Origin of the sequence: Rhodococcus sp. NPDC077669, from assembly GCF_040686915.1 — a bacterium.
In the GTDB taxonomy this organism is placed as follows: Bacteria; Actinomycetota; Actinomycetes; order Mycobacteriales; family Mycobacteriaceae; genus Rhodococcoides; species Rhodococcoides fascians.
The window spans coordinates 90,479-107,887 of sequence record NZ_JBFBMD010000004.1 but is presented as its reverse complement, the minus strand read 5'-3'; the positions used below and the strand labels follow the sequence as shown (position 1 = coordinate 107,887).

At 64.5% G+C, this 17,409-nt stretch carries 16 protein-coding genes; 8 read left to right on the top strand and 8 right to left on the bottom strand.

Features of this window, described 5'->3' with window-relative positions; all coding sequences use genetic code 11:
- The first annotated feature begins 32 nt into the window (after positions 1 to 32).
- The 5 genes from dapA to AB0P23_RS06795 all read left to right on the top strand — a co-directional run bounded on the left by dapA (position 33) and on the right by AB0P23_RS06795 (position 6,439).
- Positions 33 to 977: a 4-hydroxy-tetrahydrodipicolinate synthase gene (gene dapA / locus AB0P23_RS06815; protein ID WP_037220295.1), complete on the top strand. Its 945-nt coding sequence runs from the start codon at positions 33 to 35 to the stop codon at positions 975 to 977.
- Positions 978 to 1,048: 71 nt separating this feature from the next.
- On the top strand, positions 1,049 to 3,430 hold the full coding sequence (locus AB0P23_RS06810; RefSeq protein WP_363797098.1) for an excinuclease ABC subunit UvrA: 2,382 nt from the start codon (positions 1,049 to 1,051) through the stop codon (positions 3,428 to 3,430).
- A 32-nt stretch (positions 3,431 to 3,462) separates the two neighbouring features.
- Positions 3,463 to 4,023 carry an isochorismatase family protein gene (locus AB0P23_RS06805; RefSeq protein ID WP_094694514.1) on the top strand — a complete coding sequence of 187 codons (561 nt, stop codon included), beginning with the start codon at positions 3,463 to 3,465 and terminating at the stop codon, positions 4,021 to 4,023.
- Between the two features lie 99 nt (positions 4,024 to 4,122).
- Positions 4,123 to 4,923 (top strand): DUF2470 domain-containing protein, encoded by an 801-nt coding sequence (locus AB0P23_RS06800; RefSeq protein ID WP_363797096.1) that lies wholly within the window; start codon positions 4,123 to 4,125, stop codon positions 4,921 to 4,923.
- A gap of 112 nt (positions 4,924 to 5,035) precedes the next feature.
- On the top strand, positions 5,036 to 6,439 hold the full coding sequence (locus tag AB0P23_RS06795; RefSeq protein ID WP_032372402.1) for an NAD(P)/FAD-dependent oxidoreductase: 1,404 nt from the start codon (positions 5,036 to 5,038) through the stop codon (positions 6,437 to 6,439).
- Between the two features lie 91 nt (positions 6,440 to 6,530).
- Here AB0P23_RS06795 and AB0P23_RS06790 read toward each other — a convergent pair whose 3' ends face one another.
- The 8 genes from AB0P23_RS06790 to AB0P23_RS06755 form a co-directional block, all read right to left on the bottom strand.
- The gene (locus AB0P23_RS06790) at positions 6,531 to 7,190 is read right to left on the bottom strand and encodes an urease accessory protein UreD (protein WP_027497138.1); all 660 of its coding nucleotides are present in this window, start codon (positions 7,188 to 7,190) and stop codon (positions 6,531 to 6,533) included.
- 3 nt (positions 7,191 to 7,193) lie between these two features.
- On the bottom strand, positions 7,194 to 7,898 hold the full coding sequence (gene ureG / locus AB0P23_RS06785; protein WP_032370566.1) for an urease accessory protein UreG: 705 nt from the start codon (positions 7,896 to 7,898) through the stop codon (positions 7,194 to 7,196).
- A 61-nt stretch (positions 7,899 to 7,959) separates the two neighbouring features.
- Complete coding sequence (locus AB0P23_RS06780) at positions 7,960 to 8,649, bottom strand: urease accessory UreF family protein (RefSeq protein WP_048320346.1); 690 nt, start codon at positions 8,647 to 8,649, stop codon at positions 7,960 to 7,962.
- Positions 8,649 to 10,370, bottom strand: coding sequence for an urease subunit alpha (locus tag AB0P23_RS06775; protein WP_027497140.1), 1,722 nt, complete (start codon positions 10,368 to 10,370; stop codon positions 8,649 to 8,651). Before AB0P23_RS06775 ends, AB0P23_RS06780 begins: the two co-directional genes overlap by 1 nt.
- Positions 10,370 to 11,002: an urease subunit gamma gene (locus AB0P23_RS06770; RefSeq protein ID WP_363797093.1), complete on the bottom strand. Its 633-nt coding sequence runs from the start codon at positions 11,000 to 11,002 to the stop codon at positions 10,370 to 10,372. The genes AB0P23_RS06775 and AB0P23_RS06770 overlap by 1 nt, the downstream gene beginning before the upstream one ends.
- 50 nt (positions 11,003 to 11,052) lie before the next feature.
- On the bottom strand, positions 11,053 to 12,324 hold the full coding sequence (locus AB0P23_RS06765; RefSeq protein ID WP_283550398.1) for an aldolase/citrate lyase family protein: 1,272 nt from the start codon (positions 12,322 to 12,324) through the stop codon (positions 11,053 to 11,055).
- Positions 12,325 to 12,329: 5 nt separating this feature from the next.
- Complete coding sequence (locus AB0P23_RS06760) at positions 12,330 to 12,791, bottom strand: PaaI family thioesterase (RefSeq protein WP_027497142.1); 462 nt, start codon at positions 12,789 to 12,791, stop codon at positions 12,330 to 12,332.
- Positions 12,792 to 13,013: 222 nt separating this feature from the next.
- Positions 13,014 to 13,736, bottom strand: coding sequence for a hypothetical protein (locus AB0P23_RS06755; RefSeq protein ID WP_228139410.1), 723 nt, complete (start codon positions 13,734 to 13,736; stop codon positions 13,014 to 13,016).
- Between the two features lie 222 nt (positions 13,737 to 13,958).
- Here AB0P23_RS06755 and AB0P23_RS06750 point away from each other — a divergent pair, with 222 nt between their 5' ends.
- Genes AB0P23_RS06750 through AB0P23_RS06740 form a run of 3 tightly spaced genes read left to right on the top strand, consistent with a single transcriptional unit; the run spans position 13,959 to position 17,400 of the window.
- Entirely contained in the window at positions 13,959 to 15,434 is a 1,476-nt protein-coding gene (locus tag AB0P23_RS06750) for an iron chelate uptake ABC transporter family permease subunit (RefSeq protein ID WP_080736528.1), read from the top strand.
- Positions 15,431 to 16,534, top strand: coding sequence for an iron chelate uptake ABC transporter family permease subunit (locus AB0P23_RS06745; protein WP_045841749.1), 1,104 nt, complete (start codon positions 15,431 to 15,433; stop codon positions 16,532 to 16,534). The genes AB0P23_RS06750 and AB0P23_RS06745 overlap by 4 nt, the downstream gene beginning before the upstream one ends.
- On the top strand, positions 16,531 to 17,400 hold the full coding sequence (locus AB0P23_RS06740) for an ABC transporter ATP-binding protein (RefSeq protein ID WP_032372399.1): 870 nt from the start codon (positions 16,531 to 16,533) through the stop codon (positions 17,398 to 17,400). Before AB0P23_RS06745 ends, AB0P23_RS06740 begins: the two co-directional genes overlap by 4 nt.
- Positions 17,401 to 17,409: the final 9 nt, after the last annotated feature.

Here is a 17,409-nt window from a genome sequence, read left to right as displayed (position 1 = left end):
CCGAGACGATCATGTGGGCTCACACTCGGACGATGAACATGTCCACTTCTTCGGCCACGTCGACGTTCGGCACCAACCTGGTTGCCATGTGCACACCGATGAACGCCGATGGGCAGGTGAGCCGCACCGGAACCGACGCCTTGCTGGCCCACTTGCTCGCGACCGGTTGCGACGGCGTCGTTGTCGCCGGCACCACCGGGGAGGCACCGACTCTCACGCCGCGTGAGCAGGCCGATCTGATCACGGCGACGCGCGAATTCTCGGGCCACGCCCTGCGCGTGATCGCGGGTGTCGGCACCAACGACACCTCCGCCGGGATCGAGTCGGCGCGACGTGCCGCCGATGCAGGGGCCGACGCGTTGCTCGTCACCGCCCCCTACTATTCGCGCCCCACGCAGGCCGGCATCGCCGATCACATCGTTGCCATCGCCGACGCCGGAGCGCTCCCGGTCATGGTGTACGACGTGCCGGCTCGGACCGGTGTGCCGATCGACGCGTCGACGCTGGTCGACCTCTCGCGGCATACCTCGATCACGGCGGTCAAGGACGCGAAAGGCGACCTGTACGAGGCGATGAACGTCATGGCTGAAACCGACCTGGCCTATTACTGCGGTATCGACGAATTGACCCTGCCCTATCTGTGCTGCGGTGCAACGGGTTCGGTGAGTGTGGTCGGCAATGTCGTCGCCGACCGCTACGCCGACCTCTTCGACGCGGTCCGTGCCGGAGATCTGACTCGCGCGAACGCGGTACAGCGATCGCTGCTACCTCTCGTCGAGGCCGTCATGCGCACCACCCAGGGAGCGATCATGGCCAAGGCGGCCTTGGTCGCCATCGGTGTGCTGGTCGACGCCACGGTGCGGCGACCGTTGCTCGAATCGTCCGCCGCAGATCTGCAGCGTCTGACCCACGCGTTGGCGGTGACAGGAATCGATCAGGAATCGAGAAGCATGCGCGTTCCGATACGACTACCGTGATCGCACACATACCTCGGTGCAATCGACCTTCTCGGTTTCGGTTGCCGTGACGATCAGGAGACACCGCGAGCATGGCGACGACCAAGGTCACGCAGAAATCGGCAGCGCACGCCGCCGACAGTCACGATCTGATTCGAGTACAGGGCGCGCGGCAGAACAATCTCGCCGACATCAGCGTCGAACTTCCCAAGCGACGCCTCACGGTGTTCACCGGTGTCTCCGGGTCCGGAAAGAGCTCCCTCGTCTTCAGCACCATCGCGGCCGAATCCCAGCGCATGATCAACGAGATCTACAGCGCCTTCGTTCAGGGCTTCATGCCGACTCTCGCGCGGCCCGACGTCGATGTGATGGACGGGCTCACGACGGCCATCATCGTCGATCAACAGCGAATGGGTGCCAATCCCCACTCCACCGTCGGAACCGCCACCGACGCCTATGCCATGCTTCGCATTCTATTCAGTAGAGTGGGGAAGCCGTATATCGGCTCTGCACAGGCTTTTTCGTTCAACGTGGCATCGGTCTCCGGTGCAGGTGCTTACAAGGTGGACAAGGGAGGTCGTCAGACCACCGAAAAGAAGTCCTTCTCCGTCACCGGTGGAATGTGCCCGCGCTGCGAGGGACGCGGCTCGATCAGCGACTTCGACTTGAATGCCCTGTACGACGCGAGCAAGTCCCTCAACGAGAGCGCCATCACGATTCCCGGCTACAGCATGGAAGGCTGGTACGGCAGAATCTTTCGCGGCTGCGGTTACTTCGACCCCGACAAACCCATCGCGAAATACACGAAGAAAGAGCTCGACGATCTGCTGTATCGAGAGCCCACGAAGATCAAGGTCGAGGGCATCAATCTGACCTATTCGGGCCTGATCCCTCAGATCCAGAAGTCGTTCCTCTCTAAGGACGTCGACGCGATGCAGCCGCATATCCGGGCGTTCGTGGAGCGTGCGATCACGTTCACCACGTGTCCCGAATGCGACGGAACGCGGCTCAACGAGGGTGCACGATCGTCGAAGATCAAGGGCATCAACATCGCCGACGCCTGCTCGATGCAGATCAGCGATCTGGCCACGTGGGTCGCAGGCCTGAAGGAACCGTCGGTCGCACCGCTGCTGACGACGCTGAGCGAGACCCTGGACTCGTTCGTGGAGATCGGCCTCGGCTACCTGAGCCTGAATCGGCCGTCGGGCACACTGTCGGGCGGAGAAGCGCAGCGCACGAAGATGATTCGACATCTCGGCTCGTCGTTGACCGACGTCACCTACGTGTTCGACGAGCCGACGACGGGTCTTCACCCCCACGACATCGAACGGATGAACAACCTTCTTCTGCAGTTGCGGGACAAGGGAAACACCGTTCTCGTCGTGGAGCACAAGCCGGAAACGATCGCCATCGCCGACCATGTCGTCGACCTGGGGCCCGGTGCCGGCAGTGCGGGTGGGCACGTCTGCTTCGAGGGCACCGTCGACCAACTGAGGCAGAGCGATACGGTCACCGGCCGCCATTTCGACGACCGCGCGAGTTTCAAGGATTCGGTTCGCGAGTTCTCCGAGGTGCTCGAGATTCGAGGGGCGGATTCGCACAATCTGCGAGACGTGGACGTCGACGTTCCACTCGGCGTGCTGGTCGTTGTCACCGGAGTGGCGGGCTCCGGTAAGAGCTCGCTGATTCACGGGTCGCTTTCGGGCACCGACGATGTGGTCTCGGTCGATCAAGGTGCCATCCGCGGATCGAGGCGAAGCAACCCCGCGACCTACACGGGTCTGCTCGAACCCATCCGCAAAGCCTTCGCGAAGGAGAATGCGGTCAAACCCGCTCTGTTCAGCTCCAATTCGGAGGGTGCCTGCCCGACGTGCAATGGGGCGGGAGTCATCTACAGCGACCTCGCCATGATGGCCGGCGTTGCTACGACGTGTGAGGTGTGCGAGGGCAAACGGTTTCAAGCTTCGGTACTCGAGTACCATTTCGGCGGCCGAAACATCGACGAGGTCCTGTCCATGTCGGTGGCCGAGGCCGAGGATTTCTTCTCCGACGGACCGGCGAAACTGCTTGCAGCACAAAAGATTCTGCAACGGCTGAATGACGTCGGACTCGGCTACCTGAAGATTGGCCAGCCGCTGACGACTCTGTCGGGCGGCGAACGGCAACGACTCAAGCTCGCGACACACATGGCCGAGAAGGGTGGGGTGTACGTACTCGACGAGCCGACCACCGGGCTACACCTCGCCGATGTGGACAAACTGCTCGGGTTGCTCGACCGCCTGGTCGATTCGGGTAAGTCGGTGATCGTCATCGAGCACCATCAGGCCGTCATGGCCCACGCCGACTGGATCATCGACCTCGGCCCCGGGGCCGGGCACGACGGCGGCCTCGTGGTCTTCGAGGGCACCCCCGCAGATCTGGTGGCGGACGGATCCACCTTGACCGCGAAGCACCTGGCCGCGTACGTCGGATAGCTGACCAGAACCGGATACTCGATGGAGACGACGTGACGACCCTGCCCGACCGCCCTGCAACTGCGCTGCTGATCGTCGACGTCCAGAACGACGTCATGGCCGCCGCCCTCGATCGCACTCGCGTCGTCGACAACATGGTGCGACTGGTCTCACGAGCGCGAAAGACCGACACACCGGTGATCTGGGTGCAGCATTCCTCGGACCACGAGCTCGTGTCCGGCAGCCCGGGCTGGCAACTCGTGGAGGAACTTCCGATCGAAGCCGGAGACGCCTTGGTGCACAAGAAGCATGGAGACGCCTTCGAGGGCACGTCCTTGGAGGAGGTGCTCGCCGATGCCGGCGTCGGTCATGTGGTGGTTGCCGGCGCGCAAACGGACTTCTGTGTGCGATCGACTCTGCACGGAGCTCTGATTCGTGGGTACGACGTGACCTTGGTCAGCGACGCCCACACGACGGAGAACCTGCCGGACCCCGCCCTGCCCACACCGCAGCAGGTCATCGCGCACACGAACATGTATTGGGACAACCAGACCGCACCCGGCCGAACCGCATCGGCCGTCGCCACAGAGGACGTCGCGTTCGTCGGCCGCTAGCCTGACGCTCCTATGGTTGCTCTGTTCGACTCGTGCTGATCGGCAACCCGGTCACGCACGCACACCATCTCGTTCCGGGACGAACGTAGACTGCCGCCCATGGCACTCGATCACGGCGATCCCGGCGACGCCCCGTCCGTTCCCCCTCCTCTGTCTCCGGTGGTCGCGGAGCGTCGTCCGTCGGCGGCCGAGGAGGCGCGCACGATCGCTGCGTCCACCAATATCGCGACGCTGGCCAGCCTGACCGCCGACGGCGATCCATGGGCGTCGTTCGTGACATACGGCTTGCTCGACGGAGCACCCGTGCTGTGCGTGTCGCGGATGGCGGAGCATGGTCGAAATCTCGACGGTGATCCACGAGCGAGTCTGTCGATCGTTGCACCCCAGTCACAGACGGACCCGCTGGCCTCGGGCCGCATCACGCTGGCCGGGGTGGTCGAGCGACCGGCAGGAGCCGAGCTCACTGCCGCACGACAAGCGCATCTCGACGCGGTGCCGGCCGCCAAGTACTACGTGGATTACAGCGACTTCACGCTTTGGGTCATGCGAGTGCATCGGGTGCGATGGGTCGGCGGGTACGGCCGAATGGATTCGGCGACGGCCGACGCGTACTCCGAGGCGTCCCCGGATCCCGTGTCTCCGTCCTCGGCCTATGCCGTCGAGCACCTCAACGCGGACCATTCGACGTCTCTGTTGGCGATGGCCCGAAAGCTGGGGGGCTACCCGGACGCGACCTCAGCGACGTGTACGGCCGCAGATCGATACGGCCTCGATCTGAACGTCCACACACCGCGCGGTGTGGCCTACACCAGAGTCGGTTACGCCGAGCCCATCGATTCCGCGGACGATCTGCGCGCTGCAACGGTGGAACTGGCCAAGAGGTCGGCTACTGCCCCGTAGTTCCCCGCGACAGCGATAGCTGCCCGACGACCGGTAGCTGGGCCCTTGGCGAGACGCTCCGCCCCGGGGCGACTACCGTTGTGGCTACATCGCAACGTCTAGGGAGCAGGTAATGAGCATCCAACCGGTCGAATCGAAGCGTCACCGTGTCGTCGTCATCGGTTCCGGGTTCGGAGGTCTGTTCGGCGTCAAGGCGCTCAAGAAGGCCGACGTCGACATCACCCTCGTCGCAAAGACGACCCACCACCTATTCCAGCCGCTGCTCTACCAGGTGGCCACAGGCATTCTGTCCGTCGGTGAGATCGCTCCCACTACCCGCGTCATCCTGCGCAAGCAGAAGAACGCCGAGGTGTTGCTGGGCGACGTGCTGAACATCGACCTCGAGGCCAAGACGGTCACGTCCAAGTTGCTCGAGCGCGTCACCGTCACCCCGTTCGACAGCCTGATCGTGGCCGCCGGTGCCCAGCAGTCGTACTTCGGTAACGACCATTTCGCCGAGTTCGCGCCCGGCATGAAGACAATCGACGATGCACTCGAACTGCGCGGACGCATCCTTGGAGCCTTCGAGCAGGCGGAACTCTCCGACGACCAGGAGGAGAAGGACCGCCTGATGACGTTCGTCGTCGTCGGAGCAGGTCCGACGGGTGTCGAACTCGCAGGGCAGATCGCAGAACTCGCCGACCGCACCCTCGACGGAGCGTTCCGCAACATCGATCCCCGCGACGCGCGCGTCATCCTGCTGGACGCCGCACCGGCCGTCCTTCCCCCGATGGGCGAGAAACTCGGCCGCAAGGCAGCCGAACGGCTCGAGAAGCTCGGTGTCGAGATCCAGCTCAACGCGATGGTCACCGACGTCGACAACGACGGCCTGACCGTCAAGGAAAAAGACGGAACCACGCGTCGTATCGAGGCTCAGTGCAAGGTCTGGTCCGCGGGCGTGCAGGGCAGCCCGCTCGGCAAGCAGCTGGCCGACCAGTCGGGTTCGGAGACGGACCGCGCCGGCCGAGTTCTGGTGGAACCGGATCTGACTGTCAAGGGTCATCCGAACGTCTTCGTCATCGGCGACTTGATGTCGGTCAAGGACGTTCCCGGCATGGCACAGGGTGCGATCCAGGGTGCCACCTACGCAGCCAAGCTGATCAAGGCATCGGTCAAGGGGCAGGACGACCCCACCCAGCGAGCACCCTTCAAGTACTTCGACAAGGGCTCCATGGCCACGGTGTCGCGATTCAATGCGGTGGCCAAGGTCGGCAAGCTGGAGTTCGGTGGCTTCATCGCATGGCTCATGTGGCTCGCCCTCCACCTGTACTACCTGGTGGGGTACCGCAGCCGTATCACCACGGTCATTTCCTGGTTCGTCACGTTCCTCGGTAGAGGCCGTGCTCAGATGGCATCGACGGAGCAGCAGGTGTTCGCGCGGCTTGCCATCGAACAACTGAACTCTCTCGAGAAAGCGGGCGACGTGAACCAGCGGACGGCCGAGGTCGAAGAGGAACGCGAAAAAGCAGCGGGTTGATCCACGCAGCACCCGCAAGGTAAGCGAAGCAGAAATGGCTCCGTCCGACGCACATCGTCGGACGGAGCCCTTTCTTTCTGCCCTGCCCGATCTATCGGGTCGGCTGAAGGCGATGACCGACGGAGGTACTCAGCGAGCCACCCCCGGCCAAGGCCAAGCGCACGGTGCCGCCCGCCAGATCGACCTCGGAATCCCGACTGTCCGGATAGCGAAGCGTGCTGGACATCGACATCGGTGCCGACAACCCGTCGTGCGCCACCGTCCCCTCCCCCAGTTCCACCCGGTGGCGCAACAGCGGCCGGCCTCCCACATCGCAGTGCATCGAACTCGCCCACTGTCCCGCCACCTCGTCGAGCCTGCCGATCTGTACGCGCTCACGCAGCCACAGATCCGAGTCTTGTTCCAGTTCGATGACATTGAGCACCGTATGAGAGGCATCGGAGACGACGACCATCGGCTCGGGGTCGAAAACGAGTGACGCCCCCGCCCCCAACTCGACGTGCCAGTGCGCCGACGAATGACGTTGTGCTGCACCGGGCATCGCCAAGGACGCTGCCACACTGCGCACATCCAGACGAGCGCCGGCAGCCACCGAGATCCTGACGCTGATGGTGTCTCCGCCGAGAGGCGTGGCCGCGGTGCCGATCAGGTGGACGGTGTCGGGCCCCGTTTGCCTACCTGCGAGTCCGCCGACCGATGTGATGCGGGGACTGCGTCGACGACTCGCGTCGATGCGGAGCTCGGTGTGCATCGTTCAGTGCGCGTGGTCGTGTGCGTCGGCGTCGGCGATAACCTTCAATTGCTCACGCACCCAGCCGAGCACCGTCGTTGCTGCGGGATCGTCCGTGAGAGAGATCAGGGCCGTGGGGCGACCCTCGCGCACCTGCGCGGCGTCGCGCTCCATGACACCCAGATCCGCACCGACGTACGGCGCGAGATCGGTCTTGTTGACGACGAGCAGGTCGGAGAACGTCACGCCGGGACCACCCTTACGAGGCACCTTGTCTCCTCCCGCGACGTCGACGACAAAAATCTGGACGTCGATCAAACCGGACGAAAACGTGGCGGTGAGATTGTCGCCGCCGGACTCCACCAGAATCAGGTCGAGAGGGGGGTTGTTCTCGATCAGGTCGTCGATCGCGTCGAGATTGGCGGTGATGTCGTCGCGTATCGCGGTATGCGGACAGCCGCCGGTCTGCACGGCCGTGATGCGCTCGTCCGGCAACACTGCGTGCCGCCGCAGGAAGTCGGCATCCTCAGTGGTGTAGATGTCGTTGGTGAGCACGGCCAGAGACAGCTCGTCGCGGAGCTGGCGGCACAAGGCGGCCACCAAGGCGGTCTTGCCCGACCCGACGGGTCCGCCGATTCCCACACGCAAAGCATCGCCTGCGACCCGTGTGCGCTTGGGTCGGTCCAACCCGTGGTCGTGGGGCTCACCGTCGATCAGGTGCGGGGGCATGACATCTCCTTCGGTCGAGAAAACGGTACTGCGGTCGAGAACCGTGTCAGCGGTCGTGAATTCAGGATACGAACAATGGGCGATCGCGGACGGCGTGGGCTTCCGCGAACATGTCCAGCAGCGGATCGGACAGCTCCATCAGAACCGGAAGCGATGCGCACGCGGCGTCGGCCACCTCGTCGCAGAAGTCCCCCAACCGAATGGTGCACGAGGCAACCTCGGCGGGGTCGAGCGCAAGCAGACGTTGCGCCGCGATCGCCGAGCCGGTCATGGTGATGTACACCTGCACAGCCGCGGTGTCGGCGACGGACAGGTCGGCTGCGAGTCCCACGTGCCCGGCCGCGACGGCCAGATGCGGCCGCCGGCCAATGGACAGCCAATCGTGATGCGGCCATGCTGATTTGGCCAATCTGAGCAACCCCCGACCCTGAGCCCGCGACGCAGCTCGCACTGCCGGCGACGGCGTCCGGGCATCGCACTCGGCATCGGCCGCATCCGTGTCCAACGAGCCGAGAACAACCGCACCCGCGATGGACGCCGCCGTGGCTCCCGACGTCCGAATTCGCCGACGCAGAAATGCCTCGAGGGTATCGATGTCGCGCACGAAACCTGATGCGATCGCTTCTTCGACTCCCCCGGAATGGACGTGCCCACCGGTGGGAAGCCGCGAATCTGCAAGCGAGAGAAGGGTTGTGACCTGTCGACGTGCAGCGTACGACGACGCAGTCGACGAGAGGGATCCTAGGGCCATCAGAAGAGGAAATACCGTTGCGCCATCGGCAATTCGGACGCCGGTTGTTCCTTCCACACCTCGCCGTCGATACGCACGGTGAAGGTGTCCGGATCGACTTCGATCTCCGGAAGCGAATCGTTGAGCGGCATATCGGCTTTCCTGATCCCGCGCACGTTCGCAACCGGAACGAGACGGCGATCGCACGCAAGGCGATCGGCCAGACCGTCCTCGATCGCTTGTGGCGCAACGAAATGCAGCGACGTCGCAGCGGCTGCCTTGGGTGACGCTCCGAACATCGGCCGCGGCAGCTCGGGTTGCGGCGTAGGAATGGATGCATTGGCGTCGCCCATCGCGGCCCACGCGATCATGCCGCCCTTGATGACCATGTGCGGACGCACACCGAAGAAGGCAGGATCCCACAACACCAGATCGGCGAGCTTGCCCGTTTCGATCGACCCGATCTCCGCATCGAGACCGTGGGCCACGGCCGGACAGATCGTGTACTTCGCGACGTATCGCCTGACCCGATTGTTGTCGGCACCGTTGTCCCCGGGCAGGTATCCGCGCCGCGCCTTCATGACATGAGCCGTCTGCCAGGTTCGCAGTACCACCTCACCGATACGTCCCATGGCCTGGGCGTCGCTGCCGATCATCGAGATCGCTCCCATGTCGTGCAGCAAGTCCTCGGCCGCGATGGTCGACGGCCGAATGCGGCTCTCGGCGAACGCCAGATCCTCCGGAATGCTCGGACTGAGGTGATGGCACACCATCAACATGTCGAGATGCTCGTCCAACGTGTTCACGGTGTGCGGACGCGTCGGATTGGTCGAGCTGGGCAGCACGTGTGCTTGCGCGGCAACGGTGATGATGTCGGGAGCGTGCCCGCCGCCTGCACCTTCGGTGTGATAAGCGTGTATTCCACGGCCGTTGATCGCAGCGAGGGTGGTCTCGACGAATCCAGCCTCGTTGAGGGTGTCGGAGTGAAGAGCCGCTTGAACCCCCGCCTCGTCGCACACTCGCAGGCACGCGTCGATCGCGGCGGGAGTCGACCCCCAATCCTCGTGCAACTTGAATCCCGAAGCGCCGCCGCGCAACTGCTCCCACATCGAATCGGGATTGACCGTATTGCCTTTGCCGAGCAGCACGATGTTCATCGGCCAGTCGTCGAGAGATTCGAGCATTCTGGACAGATGCCAGGCACCCGGGGTGACGGTGGTTGCCTTGCTTCCTTCGGCAGGCCCGGTACCACCTGCGATCACCGTGGTGATGCCGCCGCCGAGGGCTTCTTCCTTGATCTGCGGGCAGATGAGGTGCACATGGCAATCGATGCCGCCGGCCGTGACGATCTTTCCGTTGCCCGCGATGATCTCGGTCGATGGTCCGATCACGAGATCCGGATGAACGCCGGTCATGGTGTCGGGATTGCCGGCCTTTCCGAGCGCAACGATCCGACCGTCGCGAATACCGAGGTCTGCCTTGATGATTCCCCAGTAATCGACGACGACGACGCCGGTTATGACGGTATCCGGGGCACCGTCTGCCCGGGTGGCACGAGACTGGCCCATCGACTCACGGATCACTTTGCCGCCGCCGAACACCGCTTCCTCGCCGGCCTTGCCCGGACCACCACTTCGATCCTCGGTGATCTCGATCAGAAGGTCGGTGTCGGCCAACCGAATCCGATCACCCGTCGTGGGGCCGAACAACTGGGCGTATCGACTGCGACTCATACGCGCCATCAGCTGTCCAACTTTCCTGGAGGTGTCATGCTCAAGCCGTATACCTCGCGGGTCCCACCGAGGGGCACGAGTTGCACCGTCTGCTCGATGCCCGGGTCGAAGCGCACGGCAGTGCCGGCCGGAATGTCGAGCCGACACCCGTAGGCGCGATCGCGATCGAACTGCAGGGCGGCGTTCGCTTGAGGAAGATGCACGTGACTTCCCACCTGCACCGGTCGATCGCCGCCGTTCACCACCGTCAAGGTGATCGATTCGACACCGTCGTTGATCTCGATATCTCCTGCGACGGTGAAGATCTCACCCGGAACCAGATGGCCGTCTCCGCGCTCGGGCGAGATCGGCTCGTGCACCGTGATCAGCTTCGTTCCGTCGGGAAACGTCGCTTCCACCATCACCTCGGGAAGCAGTTCGGGCACACCACTCAGTACGTCGTCGGCCGTGAGCACTTCCCGGCCCGACGCCATCAGCTCGGCCACGGACTTTCCGTCACGAGCACCCTCGAGAAGGTGATCGGTGATGACCGCGATCGCCTCGGGGTGATTGAGTTTCAGGCCGCGAGCACGGCGCCGCCGCGCGAGTTCGGCGGCGTAGCTGACGAGCAGTCGATCCTGCTCGTGCGGAGACAACCGCATGTAGGTTCTCCGTCCGATCGGTGATGATGCTCGGCAATTCTGACACGCAGTCAGCCCAAGGGCACGGTGACCGACCGATCGAGCAGACCCCGCAGGACATTTCGGTCGACAGAAGGGGCCACGTCCTGCAGTTCGGTGACCCCGAACGCGCCCGCGTCCAGGCCGCGTACCAATACGCCCGCGAGAGCCTGCGCCGTCGCCGGCTCGTCCATCACATCTCCGCCGCGACGATCGAGGTAGTTGCCCATTCGAGCTGCGGCGACGGGCATCGCGTGACGAAAGAATTCGAACGTGGCCAACCATCGCGTCACCAGATGACCGGGGTGCATGTCCCACCCCTGGTAGAAGCCCCGCTCGAGGGATCTGGTCACCAGATCGAAGTGACGCCGCGCCGACGCTGCCACTTGTTCGGAGCTACCGGTCGGAACCACCTGGGTCGACCCGTCGCACACCCACACGCCTGTCTGCGCTGCCGCAACCAACATGACGTTCTTGGCGTGGTCTGCCACCGGATGAGCCAGAGATTGCTGCGCCGACGTGATTCCACACGCCGCGCTGTAGTCGTAGGTGCCGTAGTGGAGCGACGTGCAGCGACCATCCGCGCGGGCTATCGCACGCGCCAACGTCGTCGTACCGTCGGCACCGATCACGGCCTGCGGGCTTTCGATCTGCAACTCGAAACGGAGTGCCCGATCGGGAAGACCGTGAGCCCGCTCGAGTTCTTCGCACAACGCGACCACGGCCGAAACCTGCTCGACCGCGCGGAGTTTGGGCACTGTGAACACGAACCCGTCGGGCACTCCCCCGGCCCCGTCCAGGACGAGTTCCAGGGTTCGAATGCCACGCCGACGCTCATGAGCGGCAAGGCCTTTCGCACGGATGCCCAGCCACGACGGGCCCGCCGCGTCGTGTGCCAGCGCAGCCAACGCTGCACCTGCTGCCGCGGCGTGACGATCCTCGACGGCGTCGGAGCGCCACCCGTAGCCGTCCTCGAAATCGAACCTGAGGTCCTGGATCGGTGCTGCGTTCAGCCGGTCCCGTACCACCGGTAGAGCATCGGTGGTGCCGAGGCCGGCGAAGGCCTCGGGGTGCGCATCGAGCAGGCCGAGGGCTGCGGTTCCCCATGCGGCCGGGATGTTCTCGGACGCCTCGGAGGCCGGGATGTAGACAGTGTGGGAGGGCTGCCCTCCTATTCGGTCTCCCGGATAGTGCTGCGCCAGATCGGCATCGATGGGCTCGAAGAGTGCTTCGAGGCGGTCGAACGCGTCGTCGGTCAGCGCTCCGCCGGCGGAAGGGGGAACGACATTGTCGTGTCCGGTCATGGGCTTCACTGTCCCAGACGTGCTGTGTTTTCGATATTCGCCAGCCGCACTTTGCCCTGTGCCACCAGGCGGCCGCCCTCGTCGGAGATGTCGACCTGCCAGAGTTGCTGGGTGCGGCCTCGATGGATCGGATGTCCGTGCGCGGCAAGAGAGCCCGAGCGCGTTGCTCGCAGGAAGTCCGTGCTGTTGTTCACCCCGACGACATGACCGCGCGAACCGAACCAGGCCGATCCACCGATGCTGGCAACCGATTCCACCACGGCGCACAGAACACCACCGTGCATGATCCCGGCCGGCTGGTGCAGTTGCGGGGTGACATCCCACTCTGCGCGAACGACGTCGCCGGTCACTTCTCGGTAGGTCAGTCCGACCACGCCGTCGAATCCGCGTCCGCAGAGTTCGGTCAGCTGTTCCGGGGTGAGGGTCTCGAAGGGGCTCGCTTCGGTGGTGCCGTTCGAATCGGTCATTGCTCCGCTTCCGGTCGCGTACTGAGAATGTTCGCCGACTGCAGTCGACCCATGACCAGAAATACACGACACTCCGCCCGAGAAAATCGGTGGGCCTCTCGTTCGAGTCGAACGAGAGGCCCACCGTGGCAAGGACCGGGAGACACTGCAGCCCTCAGGTCTCCGGCGCGGTCCGTTGGTATGAAATTAGCATAGGCATACCTCAGTTCGGACGCAAGGCCTTCACGAGGCGCGTAGCCGCTGCCGGCCCGGGACTCCGACTCGCGATCGCACGGGCGCGCCGGCAGCGACCATCGCGTCGAGCAGTAACTGGCCTCGCCGCGTTCCGGCGGATGGGCCGGTCCCGGCCAAAATCGGGACGTACGTCGACGCACCGAGGATCGCGTCACCCACCAGCGCCCAGAAGACGCGAGCATCCAGCGGAGCCCGCTCACTGATCGCACGATAGACAGACCCGAGAGACGTCAGGCACCGATGCGCGGTCCAGACGAGAAGAGCCTGTTCACAGGGCAACGTCACGGTTCCGGGCTCGCCGGCTGCCGGATCCTCCGGCAGCACTCGCAAGATGGGCGACGCAACACCCGCCCAATCGATTCCCCCGTCGCTGTCCATATGGATCCACAAGTTCTCGATGCCCGGATCCCAGGCACGCGCTTCGAGCACGAGCAGTGCTGCAACCCGCCCGACCACCGCATGAATCAGCGCAGTCGCCACCTGCACCGCCGCAGCGTGCGGCACTTCGAGATCCTCGAGCGAACGGCGGTACATCTGCTCGACGCGACCGTCGTCGAGACCGACCGACAGCTGCCACCAACGCCGCTTACCCTCGTCGGCCATGGCGGCCACCGCGTACATCCGCGGATAGTCGGGATTGAGCGCGCGCAGAGTGGAACACGACTCGGCCAACAGAGCGTGCCCACCGGATCGGTCCGAGAATCGGTGCACATCGGCCCAGCCCGTGAATGCCGCAGTTGCAACTGACACCTGAACGCTCCTTCTGTTCGTGACCGGTGAACTCGCCCCACCGTCGACCAATGGATGTAGGTTAGCCTAACCAGATCCGGCTGCCGAGTCAGGCACCGCTACCCTTACCTCGTGTCGCACGGAGAGGAAGGGTTCCGTAACCTAAACCGTGTCCCTTCGATCCAGCGAGGAGTCACGACCCCAGTGACCACAGCTCCGCTACTCGGCCCCCACGGCTCGCGTCGCTCGCCCGACGAGCGATACGGGACCGAGGACGTGCCCACCGGGCCAGCACCGTGGAGTACACGCATAGCAGCCGCGGGGATCGACGCGCTGATCGTGCTCGTGCCGTTGTTCATCGGGTGGTCGATCGTCGACGCCCTTCGTGACGACAACGGCGGTGGTCAGGCCGACCGTGTCGTGTTCGGAGCAATTTCTGTTTCGGTGGCCGTCGCCTTGTTCGTCTGGAACCGCGGCTACCGCGATGGCAACGAGGGGCAGAGCACAGGTAGACGGTGGATGAGTCTGACGCTCCGCGACACCGACACCACTGGCCCGGTCGGTGTCCGTCGAGCTCTCCGTCGCCAGTTCGGTCTCGGCCGGTCCACTTCGGAGGTCGTGCGCGAGAAGACCGCTGCAGCTGATGATTTCGAGCCCATTCCCAAAGATGGTTCGGTTGCCGCCATTCGCCGACGCAGATTGCTCGGCCTGGCAGTGCTGGTCGTCGCTCTGGCCGCCGGCATCTTTGCGAGCATCGCCATCGGTGCCCGACCACTGACGTTCGCCGAGATCGCCCATGCATTGATCGATTCGAACGGCACGGACACCGACATCATCGTGCGGACCTTGCGGGTCCCCCGAACCGTGCTGGCGTTGGTGGTCGGCCTCGCGCTCGGTATCGCAGGTGCCCTCATCCAGGGACATACGCGCAACCCGCTGGCCGATGCCAGCTTGCTCGGCCTCAATTCCGGGGCGGCGTTCTTCGTCGTCATGGCCATCTACCTGTTTCGGTTCACCTCTCCGAGCCAGTACCTGTGGTTCGCGTTCGCAGGTTCGGCAGTGGCGAGCGTCGTGGTGTTCGGTCTGTCGTCCATCGGGTCGGGCAGATCGAGTCCGATCAACCTCGCCCTGGCGGGCGCGGGTGTCGCGTTCTTCCTCTCCGCGATGACGAATGCCGTCGTGTTGCTCGACCAGACGAGCCTCGACGGCTACCGCTTCTGGGTGGTCGGATCGGTCGCCGGTCGGGGGCTCGACGTGCTGTGGCAGGTTCTCCCCTTCCTGATTCTCGGTGTGCTGATCGCACTCGCCAGCACCCCGGGCCTGAACGTCATGAGCCTGGGCGAGGACGTTGCGCGGTCCCTCGGAACCAACATCGCGGTCACCCGAACCGTCGGAATCCTGGCCATCACTTTGCTGACCGGAGCGGCAACGGCCGCGTGCGGGCCCATTGCCTTCGTCGGCCTCGTCGTTCCGCATATCGCCCGAGCGGTGACCGGACCCGACTACCGCTGGCTCGTGCCCTACGCGGGCCTCATGGGCGGCGTGATGCTGATGATCGCCGACGTCATCGGACGCGTCGTGGTGCGCCCGGGCGAGTTGCAGGTGGGCATCGTCCTCGCACTCTTCGGCGCGCCGTTCTTCATCGCACTGGTACGCCGTAGAAAGTTGGCGAGCCTGTGACCGCCGAGATCCGGTCCCCCGAACCCTCCACGGCCGGTCCCGGCACCGTGCCCGCGCGGCCCGCCGTTCGCCTGGGGCGGGTGTCCCTCGTCCGCCGTCCACTGATGGTCGTCACCACCGTCCTCGTGGCTGCCGCCTTGATTCTCGTCATGTGTGTCAACATCGGCCGCGGCGACTTTCCGCTGTCGATCCCCCAGGTGCTCGATGTCCTGCTCGGCGGCGGAACGCGGATCGAACGGTTCATCGTCATGGACCTACGCCTGCCCCGGTCGTTGACGGGCTTGCTCGTCGGAGCGGCCTTGGGAATTTCCGGTGCGATCACGCAATCCATCTCTCGGAACGCACTCGCCAGTCCCGATATTCTCGGCATCACCGCCGGTGCCAGTGCTGCAGCCGTCGCGCTGATCGTCCTGGGTGGCGGCGGTACCTTCAGCGGTCTGCTCGCCACCCTCGGTCTGCCACTGGCAGCGCTGATCGGCGGAGTACTCACCGCAATAGCGATCTACTCACTCGCCTGGCGGAAAGGCGTCGACGGCTTTCGCTTCATTCTGGTGGGAATCGCCGTCAACGCCATGCTCACGGCCGTCATCGGGTGGTTGCTGATCAGCGCCGACATCAACGACGTGTCGCGCGCGCAGGTCTGGCTCAACGGTTCTCTCAACGGAGCCAACTGGTCGACGGTGTGGCCGGTCGCAGTCGCCGTCGTCATCGTCGGGGGCGCAACCATCGTGTCGACCTTCACGCTGGGAGCACTGCGTCTGGGTGACGACAATGCACGATCGCTCGGAGTGCGGTTGCAGCACAGCCAAGCCGTGATGTTGCTCGCCGCCGTCGCACTCGCTGCCGTTGCCACAGCTGCGGCCGGACCGATCGCGTTCGTCGCACTGGCAGCCCCGCAGATCGCGGTACGGCTCCTTCGAACCCCGGGACCGCCGATCATTGCCTCGGCATTACTGGGCGGACTGCTGGTAGTGGCGAGTGATCTCATCGCGCGGACGATCCTGCCGGTGGAACTGCCGGTCGGCATCGTCACCTCGGCACTCGGTGGACCGTTCCTTCTGTACCTTCTCGTGCGCAGTAATCGAAAGGCTTCCGTATGACAATCAGCCACGCCTCGCGTTTGGTCGCAGACGATCTCAGCCTCGGTTACGGCGACCGGACCATCATCGAGCACCTCGACCTCGCGATTCACACCGGAGTGATCACCACCGTCATCGGCCCGAACGGCTGCGGCAAGTCGACCCTGCTGCGATCGCTCGGACGCCTGCTCAAGCCCAAGGCCGGAAGCGTGATGCTCGACGGCCGGGCGATCTCCTCGATGAAGACCAAAGAGGTTGCCCGAACCCTGGGCATGCTGCCGCAGGCACCCACTGCTCCGGAAGGACTGACCGTCGCCGATCTGGTCTCGCGCGGTCGTCACCCCCATCAGTCGTGGATAAGGCAGTGGAGCTCGGACGACGAGGCAGAAGTGGCCAACGCACTCGAACTCACCGGCGTCGGCGACCTCGCCGACCGTCCCGTCGACGAGCTGTCCGGTGGTCAACGGCAACGCGCCTGGATTTCGATGGCACTGGCGCAAGGCACCGACATCCTGCTGTTGGACGAGCCGACCACCTACCTCGACCTCGCCCACTCCATCGAGGTACTCGACCTCGTCGATCGCCTGCACGAGGAGCTCGGCCGCACCATCGTCATGGTGTTGCACGATCTCAACCTCGCACTGCGATACAGCGACCAGTTGATCGTCATGAAGCAAGGAACCATCGTTACGTCCGGTCGCCCCCAGGACGTCATCTCGGAGGAACTACTGCTCGACGTGTTCGGACTCGAGGCAGCCGTGATCGACGATCCCATGTCGGATCGCCCGCTCATCGTTCCGATCGGAACTCGCCACGTGTACGGGTCGGTCGGTGGTCCGGTGAAATCGGACAGGCGTTCCGGGACACTGGACTCGCGGGCCGTCTAGCGCAGAGCG